The 26,240-nt window shown below is 64.1% G+C and carries 24 protein-coding genes and 1 tRNA gene; 13 read left to right on the top strand and 12 right to left on the bottom strand.

Annotation, left to right across the window (positions count from 1 at the left end):
- Positions 1 to 17 precede the first annotated feature (17 nt).
- Complete coding sequence (locus QM672_RS27265; RefSeq protein WP_415086389.1) at positions 18 to 1,919, bottom strand: caspase family protein; 1,902 nt, start codon at positions 1,917 to 1,919, stop codon at positions 18 to 20.
- 222 nt (positions 1,920 to 2,141) lie between these two features.
- Between QM672_RS27265 and QM672_RS27270 the strand changes: the two genes are divergently transcribed.
- From QM672_RS27270 to QM672_RS27280, 3 genes are all read left to right on the top strand, one after another.
- Entirely contained in the window at positions 2,142 to 4,157 is a 2,016-nt protein-coding gene (locus tag QM672_RS27270; RefSeq protein ID WP_367626846.1) for an acetyl-CoA carboxylase biotin carboxylase subunit, read from the top strand.
- A gap of 33 nt (positions 4,158 to 4,190) precedes the next feature.
- Entirely contained in the window at positions 4,191 to 4,865 is a 675-nt protein-coding gene (locus QM672_RS27275) for a Crp/Fnr family transcriptional regulator (RefSeq protein WP_394309639.1), read from the top strand.
- Between the two features lie 99 nt (positions 4,866 to 4,964).
- Positions 4,965 to 5,396, top strand: a complete 432-nt coding sequence (locus QM672_RS27280; protein ID WP_311938631.1) for a hypothetical protein — start codon at positions 4,965 to 4,967, stop codon at positions 5,394 to 5,396.
- A 143-nt stretch (positions 5,397 to 5,539) separates the two neighbouring features.
- On the opposite strand, the gene lipB is transcribed toward QM672_RS27280, so the two are convergent.
- A complete protein-coding gene (gene lipB / locus QM672_RS27285) occupies positions 5,540 to 6,292 on the bottom strand; it encodes a lipoyl(octanoyl) transferase LipB (protein ID WP_311938633.1) in 753 nt (250 codons plus the stop codon).
- Positions 6,293 to 6,474: 182 nt separating this feature from the next.
- Between lipB and QM672_RS27290 the strand changes: the two genes are divergently transcribed.
- A tRNA-Leu gene (locus QM672_RS27290) sits at positions 6,475 to 6,559 on the top strand.
- Between the two features lie 60 nt (positions 6,560 to 6,619).
- On the opposite strand, the gene QM672_RS27295 is transcribed toward QM672_RS27290, so the two are convergent.
- Positions 6,620 to 7,474 carry a polysaccharide deacetylase family protein gene (locus QM672_RS27295; RefSeq protein WP_415086393.1) on the bottom strand — a complete coding sequence of 285 codons (855 nt, stop codon included), beginning with the start codon at positions 7,472 to 7,474 and terminating at the stop codon, positions 6,620 to 6,622.
- Positions 7,475 to 7,641: 167 nt separating this feature from the next.
- Between QM672_RS27295 and QM672_RS27300 the strand changes: the two genes are divergently transcribed.
- A complete protein-coding gene (locus tag QM672_RS27300; RefSeq protein WP_311938637.1) occupies positions 7,642 to 8,397 on the top strand; it encodes a GH25 family lysozyme in 756 nt (251 codons plus the stop codon).
- A 37-nt stretch (positions 8,398 to 8,434) separates the two neighbouring features.
- Here the strand turns inward: QM672_RS27300 and QM672_RS27305 are convergent, their stop codons facing one another.
- Positions 8,435 to 8,698, bottom strand: a complete 264-nt coding sequence (locus tag QM672_RS27305) for a DUF3253 domain-containing protein (protein WP_367626843.1) — start codon at positions 8,696 to 8,698, stop codon at positions 8,435 to 8,437.
- Positions 8,699 to 9,498: 800 nt separating this feature from the next.
- Between QM672_RS27305 and QM672_RS27310 the strand changes: the two genes are divergently transcribed.
- From QM672_RS27310 to QM672_RS27320, 3 genes are all read left to right on the top strand, one after another.
- Positions 9,499 to 10,152, top strand: a complete 654-nt coding sequence (locus tag QM672_RS27310; RefSeq protein ID WP_415086395.1) for a glutathione S-transferase — start codon at positions 9,499 to 9,501, stop codon at positions 10,150 to 10,152.
- The gene (locus QM672_RS27315; RefSeq protein ID WP_367626841.1) at positions 10,152 to 10,571 is read left to right on the top strand and encodes a DUF1489 family protein; all 420 of its coding nucleotides are present in this window, start codon (positions 10,152 to 10,154) and stop codon (positions 10,569 to 10,571) included. The genes QM672_RS27310 and QM672_RS27315 overlap by 1 nt, the downstream gene beginning before the upstream one ends.
- A 204-nt stretch (positions 10,572 to 10,775) precedes the next feature.
- Positions 10,776 to 11,135: a hypothetical protein gene (locus QM672_RS27320; RefSeq protein WP_311938645.1), complete on the top strand. Its 360-nt coding sequence runs from the start codon at positions 10,776 to 10,778 to the stop codon at positions 11,133 to 11,135.
- Between the two features lie 71 nt (positions 11,136 to 11,206).
- Here the strand turns inward: QM672_RS27320 and QM672_RS27325 are convergent, their stop codons facing one another.
- Entirely contained in the window at positions 11,207 to 11,782 is a 576-nt protein-coding gene (locus QM672_RS27325; RefSeq protein ID WP_415086398.1) for a PAS domain-containing protein, read from the bottom strand.
- A 390-nt stretch (positions 11,783 to 12,172) separates the two neighbouring features.
- Between QM672_RS27325 and QM672_RS27330 the strand changes: the two genes are divergently transcribed.
- A complete protein-coding gene (locus tag QM672_RS27330) occupies positions 12,173 to 12,922 on the top strand; it encodes a rhomboid family intramembrane serine protease (protein ID WP_367626839.1) in 750 nt (249 codons plus the stop codon).
- A 109-nt stretch (positions 12,923 to 13,031) separates the two neighbouring features.
- On the opposite strand, the gene folP is transcribed toward QM672_RS27330, so the two are convergent.
- The 6 genes from folP to QM672_RS27360 form a co-directional block, all read right to left on the bottom strand.
- Positions 13,032 to 14,327 carry a dihydropteroate synthase gene (gene folP / locus QM672_RS27335; RefSeq protein ID WP_415086400.1) on the bottom strand — a complete coding sequence of 432 codons (1,296 nt, stop codon included), beginning with the start codon at positions 14,325 to 14,327 and terminating at the stop codon, positions 13,032 to 13,034.
- An 11-nt stretch (positions 14,328 to 14,338) separates the two neighbouring features.
- Complete coding sequence (locus QM672_RS27340) at positions 14,339 to 15,235, bottom strand: aminotransferase class IV (RefSeq protein WP_415086402.1); 897 nt, start codon at positions 15,233 to 15,235, stop codon at positions 14,339 to 14,341.
- Positions 15,232 to 15,798 (bottom strand): anthranilate synthase component II, encoded by a 567-nt coding sequence (locus tag QM672_RS27345; RefSeq protein ID WP_415086404.1) that lies wholly within the window; start codon positions 15,796 to 15,798, stop codon positions 15,232 to 15,234. Before QM672_RS27345 ends, QM672_RS27340 begins: the two co-directional genes overlap by 4 nt.
- On the bottom strand, positions 15,795 to 17,153 hold the full coding sequence (gene pabB, locus QM672_RS27350; RefSeq protein ID WP_415086406.1) for an aminodeoxychorismate synthase component I: 1,359 nt from the start codon (positions 17,151 to 17,153) through the stop codon (positions 15,795 to 15,797). The genes QM672_RS27345 and pabB overlap by 4 nt, the downstream gene beginning before the upstream one ends.
- A gap of 206 nt (positions 17,154 to 17,359) precedes the next feature.
- Positions 17,360 to 18,559: a benzoate/H(+) symporter BenE family transporter gene (locus QM672_RS27355; protein WP_415086408.1), complete on the bottom strand. Its 1,200-nt coding sequence runs from the start codon at positions 18,557 to 18,559 to the stop codon at positions 17,360 to 17,362.
- Positions 18,560 to 18,820: 261 nt separating this feature from the next.
- Complete coding sequence (locus QM672_RS27360; RefSeq protein WP_415086410.1) at positions 18,821 to 20,188, bottom strand: hypothetical protein; 1,368 nt, start codon at positions 20,186 to 20,188, stop codon at positions 18,821 to 18,823.
- 387 nt (positions 20,189 to 20,575) lie between these two features.
- Between QM672_RS27360 and cckA the strand changes: the two genes are divergently transcribed.
- A complete protein-coding gene (cckA, locus tag QM672_RS27365) occupies positions 20,576 to 23,134 on the top strand; it encodes a cell cycle histidine kinase CckA (protein ID WP_415086412.1) in 2,559 nt (852 codons plus the stop codon).
- Between the two features lie 148 nt (positions 23,135 to 23,282).
- Positions 23,283 to 24,200: an alpha/beta hydrolase gene (locus QM672_RS27370; RefSeq protein WP_415086414.1), complete on the top strand. Its 918-nt coding sequence runs from the start codon at positions 23,283 to 23,285 to the stop codon at positions 24,198 to 24,200.
- 68 nt (positions 24,201 to 24,268) lie between these two features.
- Here the strand turns inward: QM672_RS27370 and QM672_RS27375 are convergent, their stop codons facing one another.
- A complete protein-coding gene (locus tag QM672_RS27375; protein ID WP_311938664.1) occupies positions 24,269 to 24,892 on the bottom strand; it encodes a TetR/AcrR family transcriptional regulator in 624 nt (207 codons plus the stop codon).
- A gap of 105 nt (positions 24,893 to 24,997) precedes the next feature.
- Between QM672_RS27375 and QM672_RS27380 the strand changes: the two genes are divergently transcribed.
- Together QM672_RS27380 and QM672_RS27385 are read left to right on the top strand one after the other, a co-directional pair.
- Positions 24,998 to 25,687: a PspA/IM30 family protein gene (locus tag QM672_RS27380; protein ID WP_415086417.1), complete on the top strand. Its 690-nt coding sequence runs from the start codon at positions 24,998 to 25,000 to the stop codon at positions 25,685 to 25,687.
- Positions 25,688 to 25,741: 54 nt separating this feature from the next.
- Positions 25,742 to 26,023 carry a YiaA/YiaB family inner membrane protein gene (locus QM672_RS27385; protein WP_415086418.1) on the top strand — a complete coding sequence of 94 codons (282 nt, stop codon included), beginning with the start codon at positions 25,742 to 25,744 and terminating at the stop codon, positions 26,021 to 26,023.
- The last annotated feature ends 217 nt before the right edge of the window (positions 26,024 to 26,240 follow it).

Genomic DNA, 26,240 nt, shown 5'->3' on the forward strand with positions numbered 1-26,240 from the left:
AATCTTATCGCCTCGTCTTATCTGCCCGCCAATTTGCGCAGGGCGGCGCGCGCCTGCTCGTTGAAGCTTGAAGTGATCGGGCCGTCATAATAGCCCCGGGCCTTGAGCTTGAGCAGCATCTCGGAATGGAAGCGTGGCGACCAGGCCTTGGCGTTGGTCAGCAGCTCGTTGAGTTCGAACTCGGAACCGCGCTCCAGGGCCTTGAAGGCATAGTCGGCGGCTTCCATCGGATTCTTCGCCGTGCCCCGTCCGTTGTTGTAGTAGGAGGCGAGGCTGGCCAGGCTGTTGGTGTCACCGAGATCGGCAGCCTTCTGGTACCAGCGCAGGGCCTCGGCATAGTCCCGCTTCACGCCCTTGCCGCCTTCGTAGAGCAGGGCGATGTTGGCATGGCTTTCCACGTCGCCGCGGTCGGCGCCCTGGCGATACCAGCGCATGGCCTCGGTATAGTCCCGGGATACACCGAGCCCGAGTTCGTAGAGATAGCCGATACTCACATAGGAATTGGCATAGCCGCCATCGGCGGCCTTGCGGAACCAGCGCAAGGCTTCGGCATAATCGCGCGGTACGCCGCTGCCCTCGCGATAGAGGAAGGCGAGATTGTGTGCCGCGGCAAGGCTGCCGGCGGCGAAGGCCTGCTGATAGGTGGCGAAGGCCTCGGCGTGGCGCTTGGCGGCATCGAGGGCGCGCCCATACTGGAAGAGCAGCCGCCTGGTGCCGGGATATTGATGCAGGGCGTCGTTGCAGGCCGCGACGGCCCGGGCGGCATCGATCTGCCCGAACAGCACGCCGGCACCGACCCGGTCCGGATCCAGCGGGCCGGCGGCCAGCCTGTCGCATTCGGTTTCAGGCGGCGGGGCCGCCGGTCTCACCGGGGTGACGGCAGCTGCCTGCTTCTGGCCGGCGGCGGGATCCGACGCCGTCTGCGGGACGACAGGAGGCGCCGTCTTTGTCGTCGCCGGCACCGACAGCTCCTTGATGCGTTTGTCGGCCAGTTCGCCGAAGAAGGTGTTGGCGTAGCGCTTGCGGAAAGTCTCGAGTTCACCGACATCCGTGCTGCCCCGTAGCGCTGGCCAGACCTGTGCAGCCTCCCCGAAGAGCGGATCCGTCGCGGGAGAAGCACCGGCCGAGGCCGGTGCTTCCATCAGGGACAGGACGCCACCGCCGAGCGATCCGTTGACGAAAGGCTGCTGCTGGTTCCCGGTATCGGACATGACATCGTCGCGCACATTACCGAGCATGATGCGGACATCGATGCCGGGTTCGACGATGCGCTTGATCAGCGAGGCAGTGAAGGGACTGTTCAGACCGTCGCCGTCGGCGGCCACGGTGCCGGCGGCGGCTGAATAGGCAATCAGGGTGTTCGTGCCGGCTGGCTCGACGCGGGCCAGACCGCGCGAGACTGCTCGATTGGCGTTGCTGCGGCTCATGCGTGGCAGAAAGGGATTGTTGCGGCAGGCATCCAGGATCACCAGCTTGAGGCGAGAGGCTCCTTCGATCGAGCGCAGAACCCTGTCGAGGGTCACGGCTTCGTCCTCGACGTCCCGGTCGGTCGCGAGGCGGGCGTCCACCGGCAGGAGATAATTGACGCCGTTGAGTTCCATGCCGTGGCCTGAATAATAGATCACCGCCACGTCCGCCGTGGTGGCCTGCGTTTCGAAGGCTCGCAATGCCTGCACCATGCCCTGGCGGGTCAGATCGTTTTCAGGCTGGATGATGGTGAAGCCGGCCTGGCTCAATGCTGCCTTCATGCCGCTGACGTCATTGGGCGGATTGGTCAGCATCACGGCATTCTGATAGCGGGCATTGCCGATCAGCAGGGCAACGCGCTTGTCGGCATGGGCCACGCCGGCTGAGCCCCACAGGCCGACGAATATCGCGACCGACAGCACGGCCCTGATATGGACGATCCTCATGCGCATGTGGTCCCCACCACCCCTGAAGCCAGTCCGGATCTTAGCAAAGGGGCAGGGGGCGTAAAGCGAGGAGGGAACAGCGTTGTGGCGGGAATCCTCAGAGGCCCCGCGATCAGCGGTGCACGCCGCCTGAATCTCCCCGCGGGCTTATTGCGTGCGGCCGCAATCTATGAGACGCCCTAGAGAAGGGCAGCGGGCCCTAAAAAGGCATTCTGGGTGATTGCTGGCATGTTTTCCAAAGTTCTGATCGCCAATCGCGGGGAAATCGCCTGCCGCATCATCAAGACGGCACGGCGGATGGGAATCGCAACGGTTGCCGTCTATTCCGATGCCGATCGCGACGCCCTGCATGTCGAGATGGCCGATGAAGCCGTCCATATCGGCCCGCCACCCGCCGCCCAATCCTATCTCCAGATCGAGAAGATCATCGAGGCCTGCCGCAAGACCGGCGCCGACGCGGTGCATCCCGGCTATGGCTTCCTGTCGGAGCGGGAGGCCTTCGCCACGGCACTCAAGGAAGCCGGCATCATCTTCGTCGGTCCCAATCCGCATGCCATCGCTGCGATGGGGGACAAGATCGAATCCAAGAAGGCGGCTGCAGCAGCGGGCGTTTCCACCGTGCCGGGGCATCTCGGCATCATCGAGGATGGCCGGGCCGCCATCCGCATCGCCGAGGAGATCGGGTATCCGGTGATGATCAAGGCCTCTGCTGGTGGTGGCGGCAAGGGCATGCGCATCGCCTACTCGTCGGCCGAAGTCGAAGAAGGTTTCCGCCTGGCGCGTTCGGAGGCCAAGGCGAGCTTCGGCGACGACCGCGTCTTCATCGAAAAATTCATCGTCGAGCCGCGTCATATCGAGATCCAGGTGCTCGGCGACAAGCATGGCAACGTCATCCATCTTGGCGAGCGCGAATGCTCGATCCAGCGCCGCAACCAGAAGGTGATCGAGGAAGCACCCTCGCCATTGCTGGACGCCGAGACGCGGTCCTTGATGGGGGCCCAGGCCGTCGCGCTCGCCAAGGCGGTCAATTATGATTCCGCCGGCACCGTGGAATTCGTGGCCGGGCAGGACAAGAGCTTCTACTTCCTGGAGATGAACACCCGCCTTCAGGTCGAGCATCCCGTGACCGAACTGGTGACCGGCATCGATCTCGTCGAGCAGATGTTTCGGGTTGCCGCCGGTGAAAAACTGGCCTTGAAGCAGTCCGATATCAAGCTGTCGGGCTGGGCGGTGGAATCGCGCGTCTATGCCGAGGATCCCCTGCGCAATTTCCTGCCCTCGATCGGCCGGCTGACCCAGTATCGCCCGCCGGCCGAGCGGCGCGAGAAGGGCGTTACGGTGCGCAACGACACCGGCGTGTTCGAGGGGGGCGAGATCTCGCTCCACTACGACCCGATGATCGCCAAGCTTTGCACCCATGCTCCGACGCGCGCCGGTGCTATCGCCGCCATGTCGGACGCGCTCGACAGCTTTGCCATCGAAGGTATCCGCCACAATATTCCTTTCCTTGCGGCTCTCATGCAGCATGAGCGCTGGCAGGAGGGGCGGTTGTCGACCGCCTTCATCGCCGAGGAATTTCCGGGCGGTTTTTCGGTCAGCCCGCCCCAGGGTGCAGTCGCCGACCGGTTGGCGGCGGTCGCGACCGCGATCGACCATATCCAGAACCAGCGCAAGCGCGGCATCAGCGGGCAGATGGTCGGCAAGCCGGTGGTGTTCGAGCGCCGTCGCGTGGCTGTTCTCGGCGATACCTCCTTCACCGTCGAGGTCGACGAAGCGCGCGGAGAGATGCAGGTGACCTTCCTCTCGCCGGAGGGAGCGCCGGAACGCCTGGTGACGCTGACCTCCGATTGGAAGCCCGGACAGCCGGTATGGTCGGGCCGCATCCATGGCGAGCCGGTGTCCATGCTGGTGCACGCCATTGCCAACGGCGTGGTGCTAGCCCATCGCGGTGCCGCCGCCGACATTCGCATCTACACCCAGCGCGAAGCCGAGCTCGCCCGCCTGATGCCGGTCAAGAGCAGCGCGGCACTCACGACTGCCTTGCTGTGTCCGATGCCCGGGCTGGTCCGGGCCATCGAGGTCACGGAGGGGCAGGAGGTCAAGGCCGGGGAGGCGCTCTGCGTCGTCGAGGCGATGAAGATGGAGAACGTCCTGCGTGCCGAGCGTGACGCGACCGTCAAGAAGATCCGCGTCAAGCCGGGCGATACGCTGGCCGTCGATGCGGTGATCATGGATTTCGCCTGAGAGCCAGGTCGTCGAATTGCAAGGGGAGTGGGTTTGAGCGTCTGGGACCAGTTCTTCAGCTGGGGCGCGCTCCCCGGCCATATCGCCTATGCCATCATCGCCATCTCCTACCTCCTGACCAACATCTTCTGGCTGAGGCTTGCTGCGGTAGTCGGCATCGCCCTGGAGGTTGTCTATTTCCTGTTCAGCGGCTCGGCCGTCTGGCCCTCGATCGCCTGGGACAGCGCCTTCATCCTGATCAATCTGGTACAGCTCGGCATTCTCCTGCGCGACCGTCTCAGCCTGAAGCTCTCGGCCGACGAACAGGCCTTCATCAAGCCCATCGTCGGAGACCTCGACAAGGCGCAGATCGCCCAGCTTCTGCGGACAGCGGAATGGCGCACTCTGGAGCCTGGCTCGATCGTGACCACCGAGGCCGATCCGGTGCATGAGCTCACTTTCATCTGTGAAGGGCAGACGGAAGTGCGCGTACGCGACCAGCTCGTTGCCCATGTCGGCGCCGGGGCCTTCGTCGGGGACGTGTCCTTTGCCACCGGCGTGCCGGCGACCGCCACGGTGGTCACGGAAAATGCCGTGCGGGTGCTGGCTTTCGACCAGGACAAGCTCAAGGCACTGTGCAAACGGGATGAGCAGATCGCACATGCCCTCTACCGGCGGATAGGCGGCGGCCTGGCCGACAAGATGCGGGTGGCAACCGGCCGGCTCTGAAGCTCTTTGCGATCCGGCCGAATCAAAACTTCGAAACGCGACGTTAACCCGCGGATGTTACAAGCATATCCAGCTTGGGTTCATTGCGTTGTCAGGACAATGCTGTCAGTCGTCATCCTGCGTTTGCTGCTTTCACCGTCCGGCGCGATCGATCGCGTTGCCTTCACCACCGGTGTGGTGCTGCTGGCTGCGCTCGCCGTCGGGGGGCATCATGCCCTGCAGGGCTGGAGCGGTCCTTATGGCCTGGGCTCCTTTACGTTTGTGGCTGCCATCGCCTGGTCCGCCATCTGTCTCTCACGCAAGCGCCTCCATGATTTCGGCTGGTCCGGCCTGGTGATTCCAGCCTTTCTGGGTCTCTATCTGCTGGCGGTCGCCATTGCGATCTTCGTTCTCGACCGGGGGGCCTTGGCGTCCTGGCAGCAGGCCCTGGCGACATTCAGCTTGTTCAGCGGTCCCATGGTCGGCTGGCTGATCGCATTGGCGATCATTCCCGGAAGCGGGCTCGCCTCCAGCACGAGAACGAGCTGGTAGCCGCGAGGTCAGCTCCGGCCTGGAGCAAAGCCCGCACAAGTGTGAACGCTTATTTGCTTCCAACTCCTTGTTCCCAAGCCAATCCTAAGGATTGGCTAAGGCGTCTTTGCGATTCTTAGTGATTCACCAAACCGCAAAATATTTTAGGCGCATGATCCCAGTGCCTTGGCGGCATTTCCCGAATCGGTTTCTGCACGCGGCAGGTGCGTCTGCCCGAAGATCGGCTCGAAGGTCCGGCGCAAGGCAAGATCGACATCCTCCAGCGTCACCGGCAGGCCGAGATCGACCAGGCTGGTCACGCCATGGTCGCGGACGCCGCAGGGAACGATACCGGAGAAATGCTCGAGATCGGGCTCCACATTGATGGCGATGCCGTGGAAGGAGACCCAGCGCTTGAGGCGGATGCCGATAGCCGCGATCTTGTCTTCGGCGCCTTCGCCGCGCTCCGGGCGCCTCACCCAGACGCCGACCCGGTCCTCGCGGCGCTCGCCTCGCACGTGAAAGGACCAGAGCGTTTCGATCAGCCAGGCCTCCAGTGCCGTCACCAACCGCCTCACGTCCTGCCGGCGGCGCTTGAGATCGAGCATGACATAGGCCACGCGCTGGCCGGGACCGTGATAGGTATATTGCCCGCCTCGCCCGGTCTGGTGCACCGGGAAACGATCGGGAGCAACCAGATCCTCTCGCCGGGCCGAGGTGCCGGCGGTGTAGAGGGGCGGGTGTTCGAGCAGCCAGACGCATTCGTCGGCCGTCCCGTCCGCGATCGCTGTTGCCCTGGCCTCCATGGCCGCAATGGTTTGCTCATAGGGACTGAGGCCCGCAATCACCTGCCACTCCACCGGCGGAGAATCGCGTCCGGGCAGGAAACTGTGGTCGAGGGCATTGCGGCTGGTCACTGGATCGGTTCCAATCGGGGAAACAAGCCCTTCATATCGGCGGATTTCGGGGCTTCGACAAGGGCTTGCATGCTAAGTGAAGGAAAAGCGTGAATTGCCCTTGCTGCCCTGTGATCGATCTGTTAGACGATGCGCCGCTTCACATGGCAGCGCGTTCTTCGAGCCGGCCCTGTGCAGCAACCGCGGTCATGGCGGAATTGGTAGACGCGCTACCTTGAGGTGGTAGTTGGGAGACCAGTGGAGGTTCGAGTCCTCTTGACCGCACCAAATTCGAGCTTGGCTCCAAAGGCGATCCGGAAACGGATCGCCTTTTTGGTTTGTCGATGGCTATTGCGACAATGGGCGCCGGACCTTGCCGACCGGTCTGCCCTGGCCCGCGAGGATGCGCTCGGTCTGGGAGAACCAGCCAGCGGGAGCCGGTGTCGTTTCGAGCGCGCCGGGGCCGGGCACCATATGCACGATCCGGAATCCGCGTTTCTTCAACTCCTGCAGAAATTGCGGCAGCATGGCCACGGTGCGGGGTTGGATGTCGTGCAGAAGCACAATGCCGCCCTTGTTCTTCTCGAGCCGCCCCAGAACCAGCTTGAGCTCCTCCTGAGGCGTCTCAGGTTCCCAATCGCTGGCCCACAGATCGGCCCCGAACACCACCATGTCCAGCGAGGCGAGCCATTGGTCGAGGGCAGGGCTGTCGGCGAAGCCCGGAAAGCGGAAGAAGGGCTGGTGCGGGCGCTCGCTGGCTGCGCCCCATACCGCCTTGTCGACGGCACGATAGCCGTTCTCGATATCGGCGCGAGCCCGCTCGAATGGCAGGCGCCGCAGCACTGGGTGAGTCATCGTATGATAGGCGACCGTATGTCCCTCCTTTGCGACCCTGGCGGCCAGGGCGGGAGCAGCAGCGGCGTTGCGGCCGATCATGAAGAAGGTGGCCTTCACGCATTGGCTTGAAAGAGCATCCAGGATCTTTTCCGTGCGCCCTGGCATCGGCCCGTCGTCGAAGGTCAGTACCACCTCTCCAGGGGCAAGCCGCAGGGTCTGGGGATAGGTCTTGAAACCCACTGCGCCGCCGCCGACGGTGCCGACGGGCAGCGTACGGGACACGCCCAGGGCCTCGGGCGGGCAGCCGGCGAGGCTGGGTGCAGTCAGGGCGCAGGCGAGGGCGGCAGCTAGGGCCAGGACTTTCATGATAGGATTTGACCGGTAATGGGGGATGATTCGCCTGATAGGCGTGTTTTCGGGCCGAGTCTTCAAAGATTTTTGTCGACAGTGAGGAGCGGTTAAGCTTCTCTCTCTACCCTGTGTTCCAGTCGTTGAAGTGCCGGATGTAACGGCCATTCATAATGGGTTTCACAATGCGATCGCTGTCGTGCTTCATGCGCCATGGGCTCATCGCAGCAGGTGTGCTGGTTCTCAGTGCCTGCTCGACCGTTCAGCAAGCCTATCCCGAGGCGAACAGGTTTCCGGTGCACGGCATTGATGTCTCGAAGTATCAGGGTGTCATCGACTGGAATGCTGCCGCTCGCGGAGGCGTACGCTTCGCCTATCTGAAGGCGACGGAAGGCGGCGATCGCGTCGACGACAAGTTCAAGGCCAATTGGGAAGGAGCCCGCGCCGCGGGCATACCGACCGGTGCCTATCATTTCTATTATTTCTGCCGGCCGGTGGAGGACCAGGTCGCCTGGTTCAAGACCCATGTGCCGCCGGCAAGCGATGCCCTGCCGCCGGTTCTCGACATGGAGTGGAACCACCTCTCGCCGACCTGCAAGCTGCGTCCGCCTGCCCAGAAGATCCATGCCGACATGGCGGTGTTCCTGCGCGAGATGGAGCGCTTCTATGGCAAGAAGCCGATCATCTACACCACGGTGGACTTCCACCGCGAAATCCTGACCGGCGAACTGGAGAGCTATCCCTTCTGGGTGCGCTCGGTGAAGGGCCATCCTTCCGGGCGCTACGGCAAGCGTTCCTGGGCCTTCTGGCAATATACCGCCACCGGTTCGGTGCCCGGCGTCCAGGGGCAGGTCGACCGCAACGCCTTTGCCGGTTCCGAGCAGCAATGGCAGGACTTCCTGGCCCAGAACGTCGCCACCGGCAGTATTGCCGCCAATTGAGCTTCAATACCGTTGAAAGCGCCGGTGACGCCTCGCCTCAGTCGATCCGCACCGGTCCGAGCCGGTAGACGCCCTTGAAATCGTCGGGATCGGCTGGCGCACCCTTGCGATAGATCACCAGCCGGCCTTCCTTGGCCAAGCGCACGACGATGCGGCGAAGCGGCTGCATCAACGGTCCCCACTGATCGGCGGCCTTGCCCGCGATTTCTTGCGCGATGTCGGCGGGCGCCATCGTCTTGCCGGCCGGCAGGGCTGCGATCAGACGCAGTGCCGTCTGTTCCAGGAGGTCCTTGTCTACCATTGAACTCGCGATCTGGATGGGGAGAGCGCCTAGTGCCCGCCATGAAAATGTAGAGCGGTTTCCATTCCTTGAAACGAAAACCGCTCTCTGCATTTGAAACGCAGACCCCGTTTCACTTGGAGGTCGTTTCTTGCTTAGGGCGACCTTGTTCAGCAGCCGGTTGTACCCGGCGGGCAATCATGGACCGGGCCGGCGCCTGCTGGCGCGCTGGGGGGCGGCGATGGGCTTTCGACCCGAGGCGCGCTGGGCGTTGGCGAGGGGCTCCCGATTCGAGGGGCCGGAGCTGACCAGCCAGGACGAGACAAGCCGGGCGTGCCACCGACGTTGGAGGTGACCGGTGGCCTTGAACCGGGAGGGGCATTCCGCCAGCTGAAATCGCCGCCCGGAGCCGGGCCGGGCCCGGGGCCTGTACCCGCACCTGGCTCTCCTGGATTGGGCCGGCCGGGGCGCGCTCTGCCAGGATAGCGATCGCGGCGGTCGCGACGGTGATCGCCGTAATAGTTGCCGCCATAGTAGCCGGGATCGCTGTAATAGGGCCGATCGGAACCACCGCCTCCCGGTACGGCGCAACTGGCCAGGGGAAGGGTGAGCAGGCCGGCAAGCAAGACCATCTTCTTCATGGGCACGACTCTCAGATACATTGCAGTTCGTGGATGGGACAATGAAGGCGCTGCCGCCGGCTTGCAACCGGATGTTTGGCACCCGGGTCGTCAAACTGCAGGCCCCTACGGCATGTTGACGGAGGCAAATCTCCGTTTGCGCGCCCGCGCAGGAGGCGGCATGGTGCGGCCCGTGTTGGAGTGCACCCCTTGAAACTGATCATCGGCAACAAGAATTATTCCTCCTGGTCCATGCGTCCGTGGCTGGCGGCAAAGTCGGCCGGCATGCACTTCGAGGAGCAGATCATCTGGCTGCGCCATCCCGAAACCTCGGCGATGATCAAGGCGACCTCGGCGGCCGGCAAGGTGCCGATCCTGATCCATGGCGACATTATGGTGCACGAATCCATCGCCATCCTCGAATATCTGGCCGAGATCGCCCCACAGCTCTGGCCTGAGGATCGCGAGAGCCGGGCTCACGCCCGTGCCATCAGCGCCGAGATCCATGCCGGTTTCCTGCCTCTGCGCCGCAATTGTCCGATGAACATCAAGCGCCGGCCCAAGGCCATCGCTCTCGACGACGAGACCCTGGCGAGTGTGGAAAGGGTGGTCGATCTCATCATCGATTGCCGCACGCGTTTCGGCGGTGGTGGCGATTTCCTGTTCGGTGCGCATTTCAACAATGCCGATGCGATGTGGGCACCGGTGGTGAACCGCTTGCACGCCTACGACATCAAGGTGCCAGCCGCTGTACGCCGCTACATGGACGCGGTGATGGCGACGCCGATGTGGCGGGAGTGGGAAGCGGCAGCCCTCGAGGAAACCGAAACGATCGTCGATATTGATTCAGTGTGATGAGCCTCAACCTGATCAAGCTATGTGTCGGCGCCGAATCGATCGCCGACCTCGAGGAATGGATCGCCCTGCGCCTGCGCCTGGCGGGTGAACAGATCCACACCACGCGCATGATGCCGAAGAACCGCGAGGCGATTCTCGACGGCGGCTCGCTCTATTGGGTGATCAAGGGCATTGTCTCGTGCCGCCAGCGCATCACGGATTTGCGCGCGCGCCGTGACGAGGACGGCATCTCGCGTTGCGACATCGTGCTCGATCCGGCGGTCGTCGCCGTCGATCCCCGCCCGCGCGGTCCGTTCCAGGGCTGGCGCTATCTCAGCGCGGCCGATGCGCCGCCCGATCTCGCCATGGCCGGCTCGGCTGATGCCGACCTGCCCATCGAGCTCCAGCGCGAGTTGCGCACCATCGGCCTCGTGTAGCTCTCGGGCCGTCCAGGACGGCTGCGAGAATGCTGCAAGGCGCGTTCACGCTATAGTCACACTCCATGCGTCATTATGGCACGCAATCGCCGGGTACCTGAACATTGTTGGTTATCAAGCGTTAACCATGACGTGTGCAGGATGGCACTTCGAAGTTTCACCGCTCTGGCATCATGGCCGTAAGTTGAGTGGATGGAGGACGCCATGTTGATCGCAAGTACAGAAGGGCAGGGCTGGTGCTACGAAGTCATCGCGCAGTCTGACGGCTTTCTCGTCCAGGCTCGCGATCTCGATACCGGCGAAGTTTCCCTGAACGAAACCACGTTGTTCCGGACCTCGCCGGTGGCGCTGGCCTATGCCGATATGGCGGCTGCTGCCGACCGCTTCGCCGCCTCGAGGCTCGAAGAGGTCGAGGACTGGCAGGTTCTCGCCGATGATTATCACCACGAACTGGATCGTTTCACCACCATTCGTGATCGCTTGTCCGATGATGGCGTGGGTGGCGACTTGCTTCGTTGCAGCCGGGCGGGCTCGCTGCGCGATCAGGCTTATCGGCTGCATTAAGGCATTTTCCAGAAAAGCCGATAGGCTTTTCGATTGAGAAAATGCCTCTGAATAGGAAAACGTACGCCCGGTCAGGCGCTGGCCTTGCCGCCTTCGACCAGGGTGAGATGGCCATAACGCCGGGTACCTGTAGGCAGGGCCGTACGTCGCTGAACGCGCGCGGTTGCCGGGATCTCTTCCACCGAGACGATATCGAAACGCGAAATGGGATGCAGGCCGATCCAATAGGGGGCCTCGCCTGGCGTCAGGCTGCCGAGGATACGCGAATTGGCCTTGCCGCGATGGTGGAGTGGCAGGAGCAGCAATTCCAGATCGAGATGATGGCCTTGCAGCGTGCTGCCGCTCAGCGTAATCACCCGTGCCGTCAGGTCCGACGATACTGCCATTACCAGTTCCGCTAGGCCAGTTCGATCGGTCCAGCGATCGAGCAGGGAGGCACCGCGCAGTTCCTGGCCGAGCAGGGCGCACATCCGGGTTCCGGCCAGGCGGAACGGAAAGCTGCGGTTCTTGTCGATCTCCACGATGAAGGTATCGCCCAGCACGCGGCGGATGGCGCCCGGATCGATGTCGACACGTTCGGGAGCTGGCCGTTGACCACGCAACTGGTCCCAGTAGCCGTAGAGATCGCGTGTCGCTGTATTCTTCATTGGTCAGCCGCCCCCAGAGCAGCGTTCGGCTGAACGCCTTTTGCTCTAACTCTCTGTTTCCAAGCCAACCCGACGGATTGGCTAGAGCGTCCCGTGGTTCACGGCGTATCTGCCGGATCACAAGGCGCCGGTGGCATGTTCCGATTGAGGTCGGCCCGTGCCCGTGCTTCAGCGATGCGAGCGACCTTCGTTCGAACGCCGCCTCCTGCCCGTCATAGGTGGGCGAGGAGGTGACGATAGCACCGGCATGGGAGCGGACGGCAGGGGGGAGGATGGTTACCGCCTGGAAACGAATTATTAATGTTAACAAAAGGTTAATGAAGCCGAATCGATGTTAAGAATGATCGGGCGGATGACCACAGTTTGCTTCCTGCTTCAGGAGATATGTCTTTGTCATTGAAATCGCGCGGCAATATCGATCCGCCGGCGGCCTTCAACGTGCCGGCGGTCGTGCTGCTGCTCACGGGCCTCATTGTCCTCGTTCACATTGCCCGGGCGGTGATACCCGGAAGTTGGAGCGCCTGGCTGGTCGGGGTCTTCGCCTTCACGCCCCTGCGCTACGATCCCTCGATCGGGGAGAGCATTGCATGGCCCGGCGGACATCTTGCCGATATTGCCGGCTTCCTGACCTGTTTCTTTCTTCAGTCCGATCCAGGCACGCTGATGATCAATGGTGCGGCCTTGCTGATCCTGGGTGCTGCGGTAGCCTGGCGTTTCGGTACCTGGCGCTTTCTGGCCTTCACCGCCCTGTGTACCGTTGCAGGCTCGTTCGCCTGCCTGCTGTTCTATTGGGGCAGTGCTGCCGCCATGGTGGGCGCAGGTGGCGGCCTGTCGGGCCTGTTCGCGGCTTCGATCCATTTTCTCTTCAAGGGCGGATCGGCGATGGCGGCGTTTCGGGTCGCCGGCGGTGCAGCCTTTCGCAAGCCGGCCTGGACCTTAAGGGACGCTCTGGCGGACCAGAACGTACGCATCTGGCTCGCCGTCTTCGCCTTCATCACGGCCTGGAATGCCGTCAGCCCGCTGATCCTCACCACGTCGCAGGTGATGCCCGGCTGGCCGGGTAACATAGGCGGCTTCCTGGCTGGCCTGCTCCTGTTTCGCTTCTTCGACCGCCAGCCACGATTGCGCCGGGTCGTCTGAAACTTAGAGCAAAACGACTTTTCTCCGATCGTTATTTTGCTCTAACCCCTTGTTTCGACGCGTTTTCTTAATCAAAAAGTCTATCAACTTTTCTGGAAAACACTTTAAATCAGCTCATCGCCTGCCCTTCGACCGCGCTCCAGACGGCCAGGGCTTGCCGCGTCTGCGCGACATCGTGGACGCGCACCGCATCGGCGCCGCGCTGCGCGGCGGAGAGAGCGGCGGAAACCGATCCGGCTACGCGCTCCGAGGCCGGCCCATGGCGGTCGACGCCGCGGATGAAGATCTTGCGGGAAGCCCCGATCAGCACGGGAAAGCCGAGGGCACGCAATTGCGGGGTGGCGTCGAGCAGGGCCAAATTGTGTTCCATCGTCTTGCCGAAGCCGATGCCGGGGTCGAGCCACAGGCGTGAGGCGGCGATGCCATCCTTGATGGCGCGCTCGCATTTGAAGCTCAGCTCGGCGCAGACATCCTTCACCACGTCTGCATAAACAGGATTGATCTGCATGCTCTGCGGATCGCCCTGCATATGCATGAGCACCACGGGGGCATCATGATCGGCGACGGCCCGGCGGCTGGCTGGATCGTCCAGGGCCGTGACGTCGTTGATCATGGTGGCGCCCGCGGCGAGTGCGCGGGCCATGATCTCGGCGTGGCGAGTATCGATGGAGATCAGGCGGTAGCGTCGTTTGGCCTCCTCGGCGAGGGCCTCGATCACGGGGCCGACGCGCTGCCATTCGGTTTCGATGTCGACGGGGGAGGCCCCCGGACGCGTCGACTCGCCACCGATGTCGAGAATGTCGGCGCCTTCCTCCATCAACTGGCGGGCATGGGCGATGGCCGTCGCGGCATTGTCATAGCGTCCGCCGTCGGAGAAGGAATCGGGCGTGACGTTGACGATGCCCATCAGCAGCGGCACCGTCCTGAGCGCTCGCACATGGGCTCGATCACTGCGCGCCAGCATCAGGCTGACGGTTTCCCCATTGACGGGATGACGCCAGCTCGGGGCGATGTCGGCAAGCGGTGCGAGGACGAAGGCCCGCTCATGCATGCGCGGATGCGGCACCACGAGGTCCGGCGTGTCGATGATGTCGCTGCCATAGCCGATCAGGTCGAGATCCAGCGTGCGGGCGGCATTGCGTTCGCTGCGTTCGCGCCCGAACTGCAATTCGACGTCGAGCAGGACGGAAAGAATCTGGTGGGGCGTGAGGGTGCTCTCGATGGCGATGACCTGGTTGGCATACCAGGGCTGGTCCGAGCGCGGCACTGGCTCGGTCAGGAACAGGCGCGAACGCGCGGAAATCGTCAATCCACGGGCCGCCAGGGCGGATACCGCCCGGCGCAGGGTTTCCCGGGGAGCTCCTTCGGAGGATGGAAGATTGGCACCGAGGGCGACGTAGATCATGGAAACACTGCTCACTGGATGGGAAGGGCTATGTCCAGGCGCGCGCCGGTGTCGTGGTCGATGCGCGCCAGGAGGGCATTGAAGAGACGGTTGATGGACAAGGCTGCCTCGGGAGGCGGGACCAGGCTCCGATTGCCCAGCGCCGTGACCGGACGGATCAAACGAACGGAATTGGTGAGGAACAGAGCTTCGCTGCGCTCGAGCAAGGCCGGTGTGAGGCTGGCCTCGCTGACCTCCAGGCCAAGGGTCTTCGCTTCCTCCAGCACCAGTTCGCGCATGATGCCGTCAAGGCAGCCATCGGCGCAGGGAGGAGTGACGAACCGGCCATCGATGATGGCAAAGAGATTGGCGATTGTGGATGAAACGGCATTGCCGTCGAGATTGCGGATCAGGGCATCGTCGGCGCCGGCCTCGGCGGCCCGGCGCGCGGCCAGGATATTTTCCAGGTAGTTGAGGGATTTCAGGCGAGCGAGCGGCGAGAGCTGGTTGCGCGGCAGGCCGGCTTCGACGAGACGCGCAGGCTGGCCGACAAGGCCGGGGCTCCAGGGTTGGGCCGTCACCAGTATGGTAGGGGAATTGCTTGGCGCTTGATCGCTCGGCGGCGGCCATAGGCCCCTGGCAGCCTGTCCGCGCGTCACCGTCGTGCGCACGATGGCATGGCGTTCGCCCAACTCTGTCAGCAGGCCGTCAAGCGCTTCTTTCAGCCGGTTGGGGTCGACATCGATGCCGATGGCCGCAGCATGCCGGATGAGTCGGGCGCGGTGGCGCTCTTCTGCAAGAGGGCGTCCCTTGAAGCAGCTCATGGTGTCGAATACGCCATCCCCGAGCTGGAAGCCGCGATCGAGGGCATTGACCAGCGGGGCGCCGGCATTGCCGTCCGCCAGGAGACGATGAAGAAAGAAGCTCACTGCACGCGATCCAGGAACGCGCGGATGATCTGGTGTCCCTGTGGCGTCAGGATCGACTCCGGATGGAACTGCACGCCGAAAGTGGGATGCTGGCGATGGGTAAGTGCCATGATCTCGCCCTCGTCGCTGCGCGCCGTGACCTCCAGCGGGCCATCCTCGTCGATCTCGACGATCAGCGAATGGTAGCGTGCCGCTTCGAAGGGCTGCGGCAGCCCGGCGAACAGGCCGCCGCCCCGATGTTCGATGCGCGAGGCGCGGCCATGCATGGGCGTACGAGCATGGGCTGTGCGCCCACCGAAGACTTCGCCGATGCACTGGTGGCCGAGGCAGATGCCGAGGATGGGCAGTTTGCCGGAAAAGAGCCTGATCAGGTCGAGCGAAGCGCCGGCATCGCGCGGCGCCTTCGGACCAGGCGAAAACACCAGGGCCTTGACGCCGAGGCGGATGACGTCATCGGCGCTCACGGCGTCATTGCGGACGACATGGGTCCTCGCACCGGCCTCCTCGAAATAACGGGAGACGTTGAAGACGAAGGAATCGTAATTGTCGACGATCAGGATCATGCCGCTTCCTCCGCGCGGGCGGGATCCTCGAAGGCCGCAATGAGCCGCTCGGCCTTGGCTAGGGTCTCGTCATATTCGGCAAAGGGATCGGAGAGCAGCGTGATGCCGCCCCCGGCCCGGACCGAGAGGTCCTTGCCGTCATAGCTGAGCGTACGGATGGCGATGTTCAGGTCGGCTGCGCCATCGAAGCCGATCCAGCCGATGGCGCCGCAATAGGCGCCGCGCGGCTCACGTTCGAGTTCTCCGATGATTTCCATGGCGCGGATCTTCGGTGCCCCGGTGATCGAGCCACCGGGGAAGGTGGCGGCGATCAGGTCGGTGACATCGAGCCCCTGCTTGAGGCGACCCGTCACCGCCGAGGTCAGATGGTGCACCGAGGCATAGGTTTCGATGCCGCACAACAGGGGAACCTCGACGCTGCCCGCATCGCAGACGCGCGACAGGTCGTTGCGCAGGAGGTCGACGATCATGATGTTCTCGGCCCGGTCCTTTTCGCTGCGGGCGAGCGACTGGGCGATGGCGATATCCATGGCAGGGTGGGTGCAGCGGCGCTTGGTGCCCTTGATCGGCCGGGCCTCGACCCTGCCGGCGTCCAGGCGCAGAAAACGCTCGGGCGAGGTAGAGGCGATGAAGCCGGTGCCGTCGACCAGCAGGGCGGCGAAAGGTGCCGGATTGGACCGCCGCAGGGCGAGATAGGTTGCCAGCGGATCGGCGCCGTCCTGGGGCGTGGCGCTGAAGCGATGGGAGAGATTGGCCTGGAAGATGTCGCCGTCGCGGATATAGCCGACCACGCGTGCGACCTCGGCTTCGTATTCGCTCCGGCTGCGGCTGTCGCGCCAGGTCAATGCACGTGGCGCCGATGCCCGGTGGGGCTGGGCCTCGAGCCCCTCGACGAGCCGCTCGATGCCCGCCTGGTTCGGCGCGATGGCGAAGGCTCGCTTCTCGATGGTATCGAAGGCAAGGAGGTGGTCGTAGAACGGCAGATCGATCTGGGGAACGCCTGGCGCGGCTGGTGGAACCGATGGTCCGAAACGCTCGAACAGATGGCCCGCTTCATAAGTGAAACTGCCGATGGCGCCGCCGCTGAAGGGGGGCGCTCCCGGCAGGGGTGGCCGGGCGTATTGCCGCAGCAGATGACGCAAGGCCTCCATGGGGCTGCCGTCGATGGCGGCATCGTTCCAGCGCGCAACACCGTCGACGACCTGGAACCGGCCGAAAGGGGAGGCGGCCAGATAGGACCACCGCCCCAGCGTTTCATGAGGCATGGCACTGTCGAGCAGGGCCAGTCGCGGCTGGCTGGCCATGGCGGCCGCGGCTTCTAGGGGATCGAACCAGGGTATCTCAACAATGATCATGGCAGCTCAAGCACAATCCTGGTCCGGCAGAAACATACCGGCCAGCTCGTGTGATGCGGACAGACCGCTTCAATGTTCGGCGATTGGAGCGTCGGGCGGCTTCCCTGTCAGCCGGCCGGAACTCATCACGCAGGGGCTTGCATCCAGGATGGGCCCAAGCGTCCCGCACCTCTCAGCCCTGTGGAGATACGTGGAACATCGCATATCTATGTAGCGCTTTTTTTTGCCTTTGTCGTGCCTCTGTTTGCGCCGGAATAGAGCATATGCACGACAAGCCCCGCACAAAGGCCCCAGAAGGCGGCACCGATGCCGTAGAGACTGAAGCCTGAGGCCGTGACCAGGAAGGTTGCAAGCGCCGGCAGACGCTGGCTTTCTTCCTGGACGGCACCGAGCAGGGAGGCTCCGAAAGCGCTCACCAGCGCCAGTCCCGCCGCCGCTTCGATCAGGATCGGGGAGGAGGCTGTGACCAGGCCGGCGGCGATCGCCGACAGCAACGAGAAGATCGCTGCATAGAACAATCCGGCGACTACCGCCGCAATGTAGCGCCGCTCGGGTCGGATATGGGCGTCCGGACCGGCACAGAGGGCGGCGGTGATGGCGGCGAGGTTGATGGTGGGAGCGCCCAGCAGCGAGGAGAGGGCCGACATGCCTCCGGTCACGAGGAAGGCGGGCCGTGTCGATACCTGATAGCCATAGGCGGCCAGCACGGTCAGGCCTGGAATGTTCTGCGAGGCCATGGTGACGATGAAGAGCGGCAGCCCGATCGAAATCAGTGTTTGCCAATCGAAGCTTGGAGTCACGAACTCAAGCGACGGGAGAGCCAGCGGCAGTGAACTTGCCTGGCCGTCGAAGGCCATAGCGCCCAAGGCGACAGCGAGCGCTGCGGGCGCGGCCCACAGGCGGTAGAAGCGCCCGACCACCAGCCAGGTCAGCACCACGGGGATGGCGAATTTCGGAACTTGGCCGATCGCGATGACCGGGGCAAGGCAAAGCTTGAACAGGATGCCGGCCAGCATCGCTCCCGCGATGGGACGGGGAATACGGGTAATCAGCTTGCCGAGGGGGGACCACAAGCCAGCCACCATGATCAGCACGCCGGTGAACAGAAAGGCGCCCACGGCGGCGGGATAGCCCCCGGCCGGCGCTGCAAGGCCCGCCAGGAGGGCCATGCCGGGCGTCGACCAGGCCGTTGAGACCGGCATGCGGGTCGCGAGGCTGAGACCGGCGCCGCACAGGCCCATGGTCACGCACAAAGCGGCAAGGCCCGAAGCGATCTGCCCCGGCGAGGCGCCCACGGCGCTCATGCCGTTGATGACGACCGCCACCGAACTGGTATAGCCGACCACAGCGGTGAGGACGCCCATGCCGACCGACTGGCCGCTGAGATCTGCAAGGAAGGAACGCATGGCAGGGAAACCGGAATTCTCTGAGAGGCGGAGCGGCAGGGCGCGAGATGGCCTTATTCAGCCGTTGCCAAGAAATGCGCAAGCCACATCTCGGATCAACAGCGGCGTCGAGCCCAGCCGGCCTGGATATCGTGTTGGTCCTGGCCGGAAACGCAGATATCCCAGCTCCTATCGTGTTTCCCGGATCTGCCGGCGTGTCGGGTTGCACCTCGACACCAAAAGAAAACGGGCGGAAGATCCGCCCGTTGATCGTTTGCCCATTCAGGACTTCTTGCTGTCGTCCCTGCTTCGTCCCAGCAGGCTCGCCATTTCCTCCTCGAGGCTGGCGAAGGGGTCTTCGACCTCGACGGGGGCCGGCGTGGTCGTCGGCGCCGGGGGGGGCGTCGGAGCGGGGGCTGCTGTCGGTGCCGGCGTCGGCGCTGCCGTGGCGGCCGGCGCGGCTGTCGTGCTCCCCACAGGCGCCGGCGGCGTGGTGGCCGGGCGTGTCGGCGTCGTCAGCCTTTCACCAACCCGGAAGGGTTCCGTACGCGTCGGTTCGGCCTGGGGACGTGGCGCCGGCGTGCCCAGCGAGGGCTCGATGCGACCGCCGGGAGTCGGTGAAGTCTCGCCGGCCGGGCGCGGATCGGCGGAAAAGCGAGGCTCGACCCGAAGGTCCGGCGCCTGGCGCGGGGCCGGCGTCGGAGCGGGTGTCGACTCGGGGCGGCGCCATTCCGGCAAGCGCAGATCCGGCAGGCGAATCTCAGGCAGCGTCAGGCGCGTGGTGGTGGTTGGTGCCGGCGGTTCGCGCGTTTCGGGCGCGGGCTCGAGATCGAGCCCTTCCGCAACTTCGAAATCGAGATCAGCCTTGGGTTTGGGAGCGGCCGTCGTCTGTGCAGCAGGGGCAGCAGAGACGGTCGGTTTTGGCGCCGGCGTGGTTGCAGGCTGATCGCCGGCCAGAAGCTCTTCGAAATGCGCGGTATCGATGGTGGCGCGGGGCTCCTCAGCCGCAGGCACCGCCGGTGCGACGGGAACTGGCGTCGCCGTGGCCGCCGGCCGGCCGAAATTCGGCAAACGCGACGTGGCACGCTGGAAGAAGCCCGGTTCACGCGGGGGCACCACGCTCGGACGCGTAGCGGAGGTCGTCGAAGGCATCGGGGCCGTGGTCGCGGCGGCAGGAGAGGTCCTGCTCACCGGTGTTGTGGCCGGTGTTGGAACTGGCGTATCGATCTTGGCGACAGGCGGGGGCTCGACGGGAGCCGGACGGACGAAATCTTCCTCGACCTGCCGCGGCGGGACGGCGACGGCGGCCGTACGCTCCTGGACGGGAGGCGGTGTTGCACCGGGCGAAGCCGGGCGTGCAGCCTGGCCGGCCGGGCGGGCGCGTAGGATGCTGGATTCGACGACGACGTCGTTCGGGCCGCCGATCATGATCAGGTGTTCGACATTGTCGCGCCGCACCAGCACGAGCTGGCGGGTGCCGACGCCATAGGAATCAACCACGCCGAGCCGCGACTGCCGTCCGCCTTTGGCGCCGCCGACCTGAGGACGGTTGATGGCGCGCCAGATGAACATCAAGACGACGCCCACCACCAACAGCAGGCCAGCCAAGGTGAACAACTGCGCGGGCAGCCAAGAGTTCAACGAATCCATCGATATAATTCCTTAGATCTGGTCCGGTGCCGATAGGGGATGGCAGCCTGATGCGACCAGTACTCTTTCCGGGCTGGTTTCTTAGAAGACGGTTAACGTGCAAGAATCAACAGCAAAGTCGCTAAACTGAGGCTTGTCCCTTGGATTTGGCTAAAAAACCAGAGAAATGCCGCAAAAGAGGCGGATTTTTCTTCCCTCTCGGCTGTTTCGTCTGGGATGCACCATGGCCCGGCACACCTTTGGATGGTGCTAAATCGCCGCAAAGGGCCAGGATATTTTTGGTCAACGAGGTTAACACATTTTGAAATGTGAACTGCTAAGCCAAACTGACCATTATGCGGTTCGCCGGGGCGAATCGCCCTTTGACGATGCGCGGTGGGGTTGAACATGGCTGAAGGCGAGGAGGCGGCGGCACGCGGCGCCGCGGTCGATCGCAGCGAACGGCCCAGCGGCATCTTCTGGGTGCTGGCGCTTGCCGCGGTGATCATCCTCATCGCCGTAGGGGTGTCGCTGCTGCCCTATGATTGGGGTAAGGTCGCCAGTTTCGGCATCCTGGCCGTCTTTGCCATCGTCGGCATGATCGCCATGTTCGCCTGGGCCATGGGAATCGCGCATTTCGGCCAGTCTTCGATCGCGCGCAACGATCTCACCAAACTGATTGCCGACGATTCGCCGGAAGGCATCCTCGTCACCAACAAGGACGGCCGCATCATCTATGCCAACGAGGCCTATCTGGCCCTGACAGGCGCGATGGGCGAACAGGATATCCGCACGGTGGAGCGGGCTTTCACCGGGGACCCCGACGTTTCCGAGGCGACCTATCGCTTGGCGCAAGCCGCTCGGGCCGGGCAGCGCCTCGCCGAGGAATTTCGCATCGCCTCGGCTCCACCTTCCGGAACGGCCTCCTGGTACCGTGTGCGCGTGCGTCCGATCGCGCGTCCGTCCGGCGCGGGCGAGACGGTCTGGACGGTTGCCGACATCACGCGCGAGCGCGAGCGCCAGGAAAACGTCTTCCAGGAACTGCAGCACGCCATCGACTATCTCGACCACGCGCCGGCCGGTTTCTTCTCCGCCGATCCCTCGGGCGAGATCGTCTATCTCAACGCCACGCTCGCCGGCTGGCTCGACTATGACCTTGCCCAGTTCGGCACGGGTGGTTTGACGCTGGCCGACATCGCCCCCGGCAATGCCGGCGCCTTGGTGGTGACGCAGGCCAGCGAACCGGGCAGCGTGCGCACCGAGATCTTCGACATCGACTTGCGGCGCCGCAACGGCACCATCATGCCCGTGCGCCTGTTCCACAAGATCGCCTTCGCCGCCGACGGCCAGCCCGGCCCGTCGCGCACTCTGGTGATCTATCGCGGCCCGGGCGGCGACGTCTCCGAAGGTCTGCGGGCGGCGGAAGTGCGGTTTGCCCGCTTCTTCAACAATTCGCCTTTGGCCATTGCCACCATTGACGAAAATGCCCGGATCGTGCGCACCAATGCAGCGTTCATGCGGCTGTTCAAGGAGTCTCTCAACGGCGATGCGCCGGGCCATTCCCTGCTTGAGGCCGTCATCGAGCGAGACCGCGAGGGGCTGAGCAAACTGACCCGCCTCGCCATGGCCGGCCGGGGCGACATCGAACCGGCCGAGGCTTCCCTGGTCGGCCAGGGCAGCCGCTCCGCCCGCTTCTGGTTCGCGCCCGTCGACCGCGGCGAGAACGAGAAGGAAGCGGCGATCGTCTACATGATCGACACCACCGAACAGCGCACGCTGCAGGAGCAGTTCACCCAGAGCCAGAAGATGAACGCTGTCGGCCAGCTTGCCGGCGGCGTGGCGCACGATTTCAACAACGTGCTCGGCGTGATCATGCTGGCCGCCGATTCCCTGCTCGGCAGCCACAAGCCCGGTGATCCCGCCTTCCAGGACATCATGGCGATCAAGAGCAACGCCAACCGCGCCGCCAATCTGGTGCGCCAGTTGCTTGCCTTCTCGCGCCGGCAGACCCTGCGCCCGCAGGTGCTGAACCTCAACGACGCGATGTCCGACCTGTCGATGCTGCTGCGCCGCCTGCTCGGGGAGAAGGTCGCGCTGGAGGTCGTGCATGGCCGTGACCTCTGGCCGGTGAAGGTGGACGTCAACCAGTTCGAACAGGTGGTGATGAACCTCACCGTCAATGCGCGCGATGCCATGGCCGATGGCGGCAAGGTGATCATCCGCACGCGCAACGTGCCGATCTCGGAAGCGAGCGCCCTCGACCGCAGCGAGCTGCCGCCGGCCGACTATGTCACCGTCGAGGTCGAGGACAATGGCAGCGGCATTCCACCCGCTGTGCTCGACAAGATCTTCGAGCCCTTCTTCACCACCAAGGATGTCGGCAAGGGCACCGGCCTCGGGCTTTCGACTGTATACGGCATCGTCAAGCAGACAGGCGGCTCCATTCTCGTCCATTCGGTGGAGGGCAAGGGCACGATCTTCCAGATCTTCTTGCCGCGGCTGGTCGAGCCGGCGAAGGCCGCAATCGTCGAGGCCGAGAGTGCTCCGGACCAGGCGGGTTCGGCGCCGGCCAAGGCCAAGGAGATGACCGATCTCACCGGGCGCGGCCGCATCCTGCTGGTCGAGGACGAGGAAGCTCTGCGCGCGCTCTCCGCCCGCACCTTGGCGGCGCGCGGCTTCGAGGTGATCGAGGCCGGCTCCGGCATCGAGGCCCTGCAGATCATCGACGAGGGCGAGAGCGAGATCGATCTCGTCGTCTCCGACGTGGTGATGCCGGAAATGGACGGGCCGACCCTGCTCAAGGAGATGCGCAAGCGCCAGTCGAAGACGCGGATCATCTTCGTCTCCGGCTATGCCGAGGAAGCCTTCGCCAAGAACATGCCGGAGGGCGAGGAGTTCGCCTTCCTGCCCAAGCCCTTCTCGATGAAGCAATTGGTCGAGGCCGTAAAGTCCAACATGAAGCCGTAGAGCCGCGGTCGCAGTGACGGCTCCATGGCTGGCGGTGCATGCGGTGTCGGCAGTGCCCCGCTTCCTGGCTTGCACTGTCGGGCTCGCCGTGCCAGCGTGAAGCATTGGTCCAGCTGTCGTTTTCGGTGTTATTTCATTGTTTTTTCAGATGAAAATTTGGACCGTCGCCGGCGTGGCGCTGCTCGGCGCGATGACGGTGCCGGTGGAGGCCAGGGACAAGGCTCCGGTGAACTGCGACCTGGGGGGCACCCGGATCCGCTCCTTGCCCGATCCGGCGACAGGGCGATCCTACGACATCGAAGTCACCCTGCCCGAGGATTATGAGGCCAAGCCCGCCAGGCGCTATCCGGTGCTCTATTATGCCGATGGCGGGCATCTTTCCGACGGCTCCACTTGCCTGACGAAGGAGCCGCGGCGACAGGAAGCGCTTAGACTGGTGAGAGCGCTCCATCGCGAAGGCAAGCTGAGCGAGGAGCCGATTCTGGTCGGTCTTTCCTACGCCAAGGGCGAAGGCTTTGCCGCCAGTCGGGCGCGCGACTACACGCCGATGGCCGACAAACCCGGCTATGGCGGGGCCGAGGCCTATCAACTTTATCTCAAGCAGACCGTCATTGCCTTCATCGAGAAGACCTATCGCGCCGACGTGCAGCGCCGCCTCTATTGGGGACATTCCTATGGCGGGCTCCTCGGCGCCCGCGTCCTGCTGACCGAGCCCGGCCTCTTCCAGTCCTACATTCTCGGCAGCCCTTCCTTCTGGTTTGCCGATCATGCCATCCTGGCGATGGCAGCCAAATATGCCAAGGCGAACCGCGATCTGAAGGCCAACGTCCTGATCTATGTCGGTGGTGACGAAATTCGCCGCTACGATCCGGGCCGGCGCGGCGACACCCAGGACATGGTCGGCGACGTCAGGACGTTCGAAAAACAGCTCAAATCGCGCGGTTTTCCAGGCCTTACCATTCGCTCGCTGGTGGTGCCCGGCAGGAACCACCGTACCACCATTCCGCCGGGCTTTTCCTGGGCCGTTACTTCGGCTCTCGGCGGCAGGGCGGTGCAGTCTCGTTAGGGATTGCCGGCAGCGCGTATACGAACGATTTTGTTGAGTGGATGGCAGCCATTCTTATCGATCGCGTCTCAACCGCCTTCGAGACCCCGGCCCATGGCGCTGACCACCAGCGCGATCTGCTCGCGCAGATAGGGCAGGGGCAACTGCACCAGCTTGCCCTCCAGACCGAGCAGTACCATGCCATGGGCGGCCGAGAAGAGGGAGCGGGCGAGCAGGGCCCGTTCGTCTCTAGCGAGGCCGGGCTGGAGCACGGCGAGCGGGGTTTCCAGATGCTGGAACAGCGCATCCTGCTGGCGCAAATGGTCTTCCGGCAGGTCCTGGCCGTCCGGCAAGCGGAAGTCGAACAGGGCATGCCAGCGCCCGCCATGCTCGGCGGCAAAGTCGAGATAACCGTTGGCGAGCGCGATCAAGGTGCGATTGGCGATGGCGCGAGGGCTGCCTCCTTCGGCGGCGGCAGCTTCTGCTTCTCGGCCGAGCATGGCGCTGAGCAGAGCGAAGCTGCGGGCATTCACCGCCAGGACGAGGGCGGCGAGATCGGGAAAGACCGTATAGATGGCGCCGAGGGCGCAGCCTACCTCTTCGGCGAGGGCCCGCGCCTTCAAGGCCGTATGGCCCTGCGTGACAATGGTTTTCTCCGCCGCTTCGATCAGCTTCTCGCGTAATTCTTCCCGCCTTGCACTTGCCTTGGCCATGCCTGGCAACTCCTCTCTGAACATTGTTCAAAATTTATCTTGAACGCCGTTCACGGTTAGGTTAACGTCCGAGTTGTGAACATTGTTCATAACACGGAGAGCGTGATGTTCAAGACCATCGTGACCTTGTTCCGCGGTGCGGCCGCAGAAGCGGAGGACAATCTCGTCGACCGCAATGCCGTGCGGATACTGGACCAGCAGATTCGGGATGCTCGGGCCGGCCTCGAACAGGGAAGGCGCGCCTTGGCGGTGGCCATCACCCAGGACAAGGCCGAGGCGCGGCGGCTCGGCGAGGTGCGCCGGCGCATTGCCGATCTCGACGATCGCGCGATCGAGGCCCTGCGCGGCGGCCGTGACGACCTGGCGGGCGAGGCCGCTGGTGAGATCGCCAATCTTGAGAACGATGCCGCGACGATTGCCGCCGCCCGGGCGACATTCGCCGAAGAGGCGGGACGGCTGCGCACGAAGCTTGCGGCAGCCGAGCGCCGCTTTCTCGAAATCGAACGAGGCAGGCGCATCACTGCAGCCGCTGAGACGGTGAATAAGCTCAAGTCCGGCTTCGCCGCCGCCGCGCCCGGTACGGCTCTCGCCGATGCCGAAAAGACGCTGGCCCGCCTCAGGCACCGGCAGGCCCATCAGGACGATGTGGAGGTTGAACTCGAGGCCCTCGACGCCGAGGCGCGCTCGGCGGCAACGGCCGAGAAGCTCGAAGCGGCAGGGTTCGGTCCCACGACGCGGACGACGGCCGAGGACGTGCTGGCGCGGCTGCAAGCGCGAGCGGCGCAGGCGGCCTGAGCCAGCATCCTTTCAACTCCTGCCTTTCAATTCTTGGAAAATCGAGACAATGCCATGGAACAGCCGAACCTGATCAAGCACTCCAATGCCTGGATGACCTTCACCTATGCCGCCTTCGCGGGCGCTGCCGGCATGGTCGGCCTCGGCATCCTGTTCATCCCGGTCGACATCTGGATCAAGGCCTACTTGGCCATGGGCACGGTGATGCTGATCCAGACCTGCGTGACGCTGACCAAGACCCTGCGCGACCAGCAGGAGGCCGGCCGGCTGCACAACCGCATCGAGGACGCCAAGACCGAGCAGTTGCTGATGCGCATGGATCGCGCCAAGGATTGAGGGAATTCCGGGGGCGCGGGCGTCTCGGGCGCTCTTTGAATGCGATGCGAGAAGGAGGAGGGAACGGGCAAAATACTCATAGGGGCGAACCTAAGGCGAGAGCTGCGACGCCAAACGCTCCTTCGCCCCGTTCTCACGGGGAGAAGGTAAAGATGAGGGGCAGCGCAAACCTTGAAAAACCGGGCATTGCGGAGCCCCTCACCTCTATCCTCTCCCC

The organism is Labrys sp. (in: a-proteobacteria) (genome assembly GCF_047605565.1).
GTDB classification, from domain to species: domain Bacteria; phylum Pseudomonadota; class Alphaproteobacteria; order Rhizobiales; family Labraceae; genus Labrys; species Labrys neptuniae.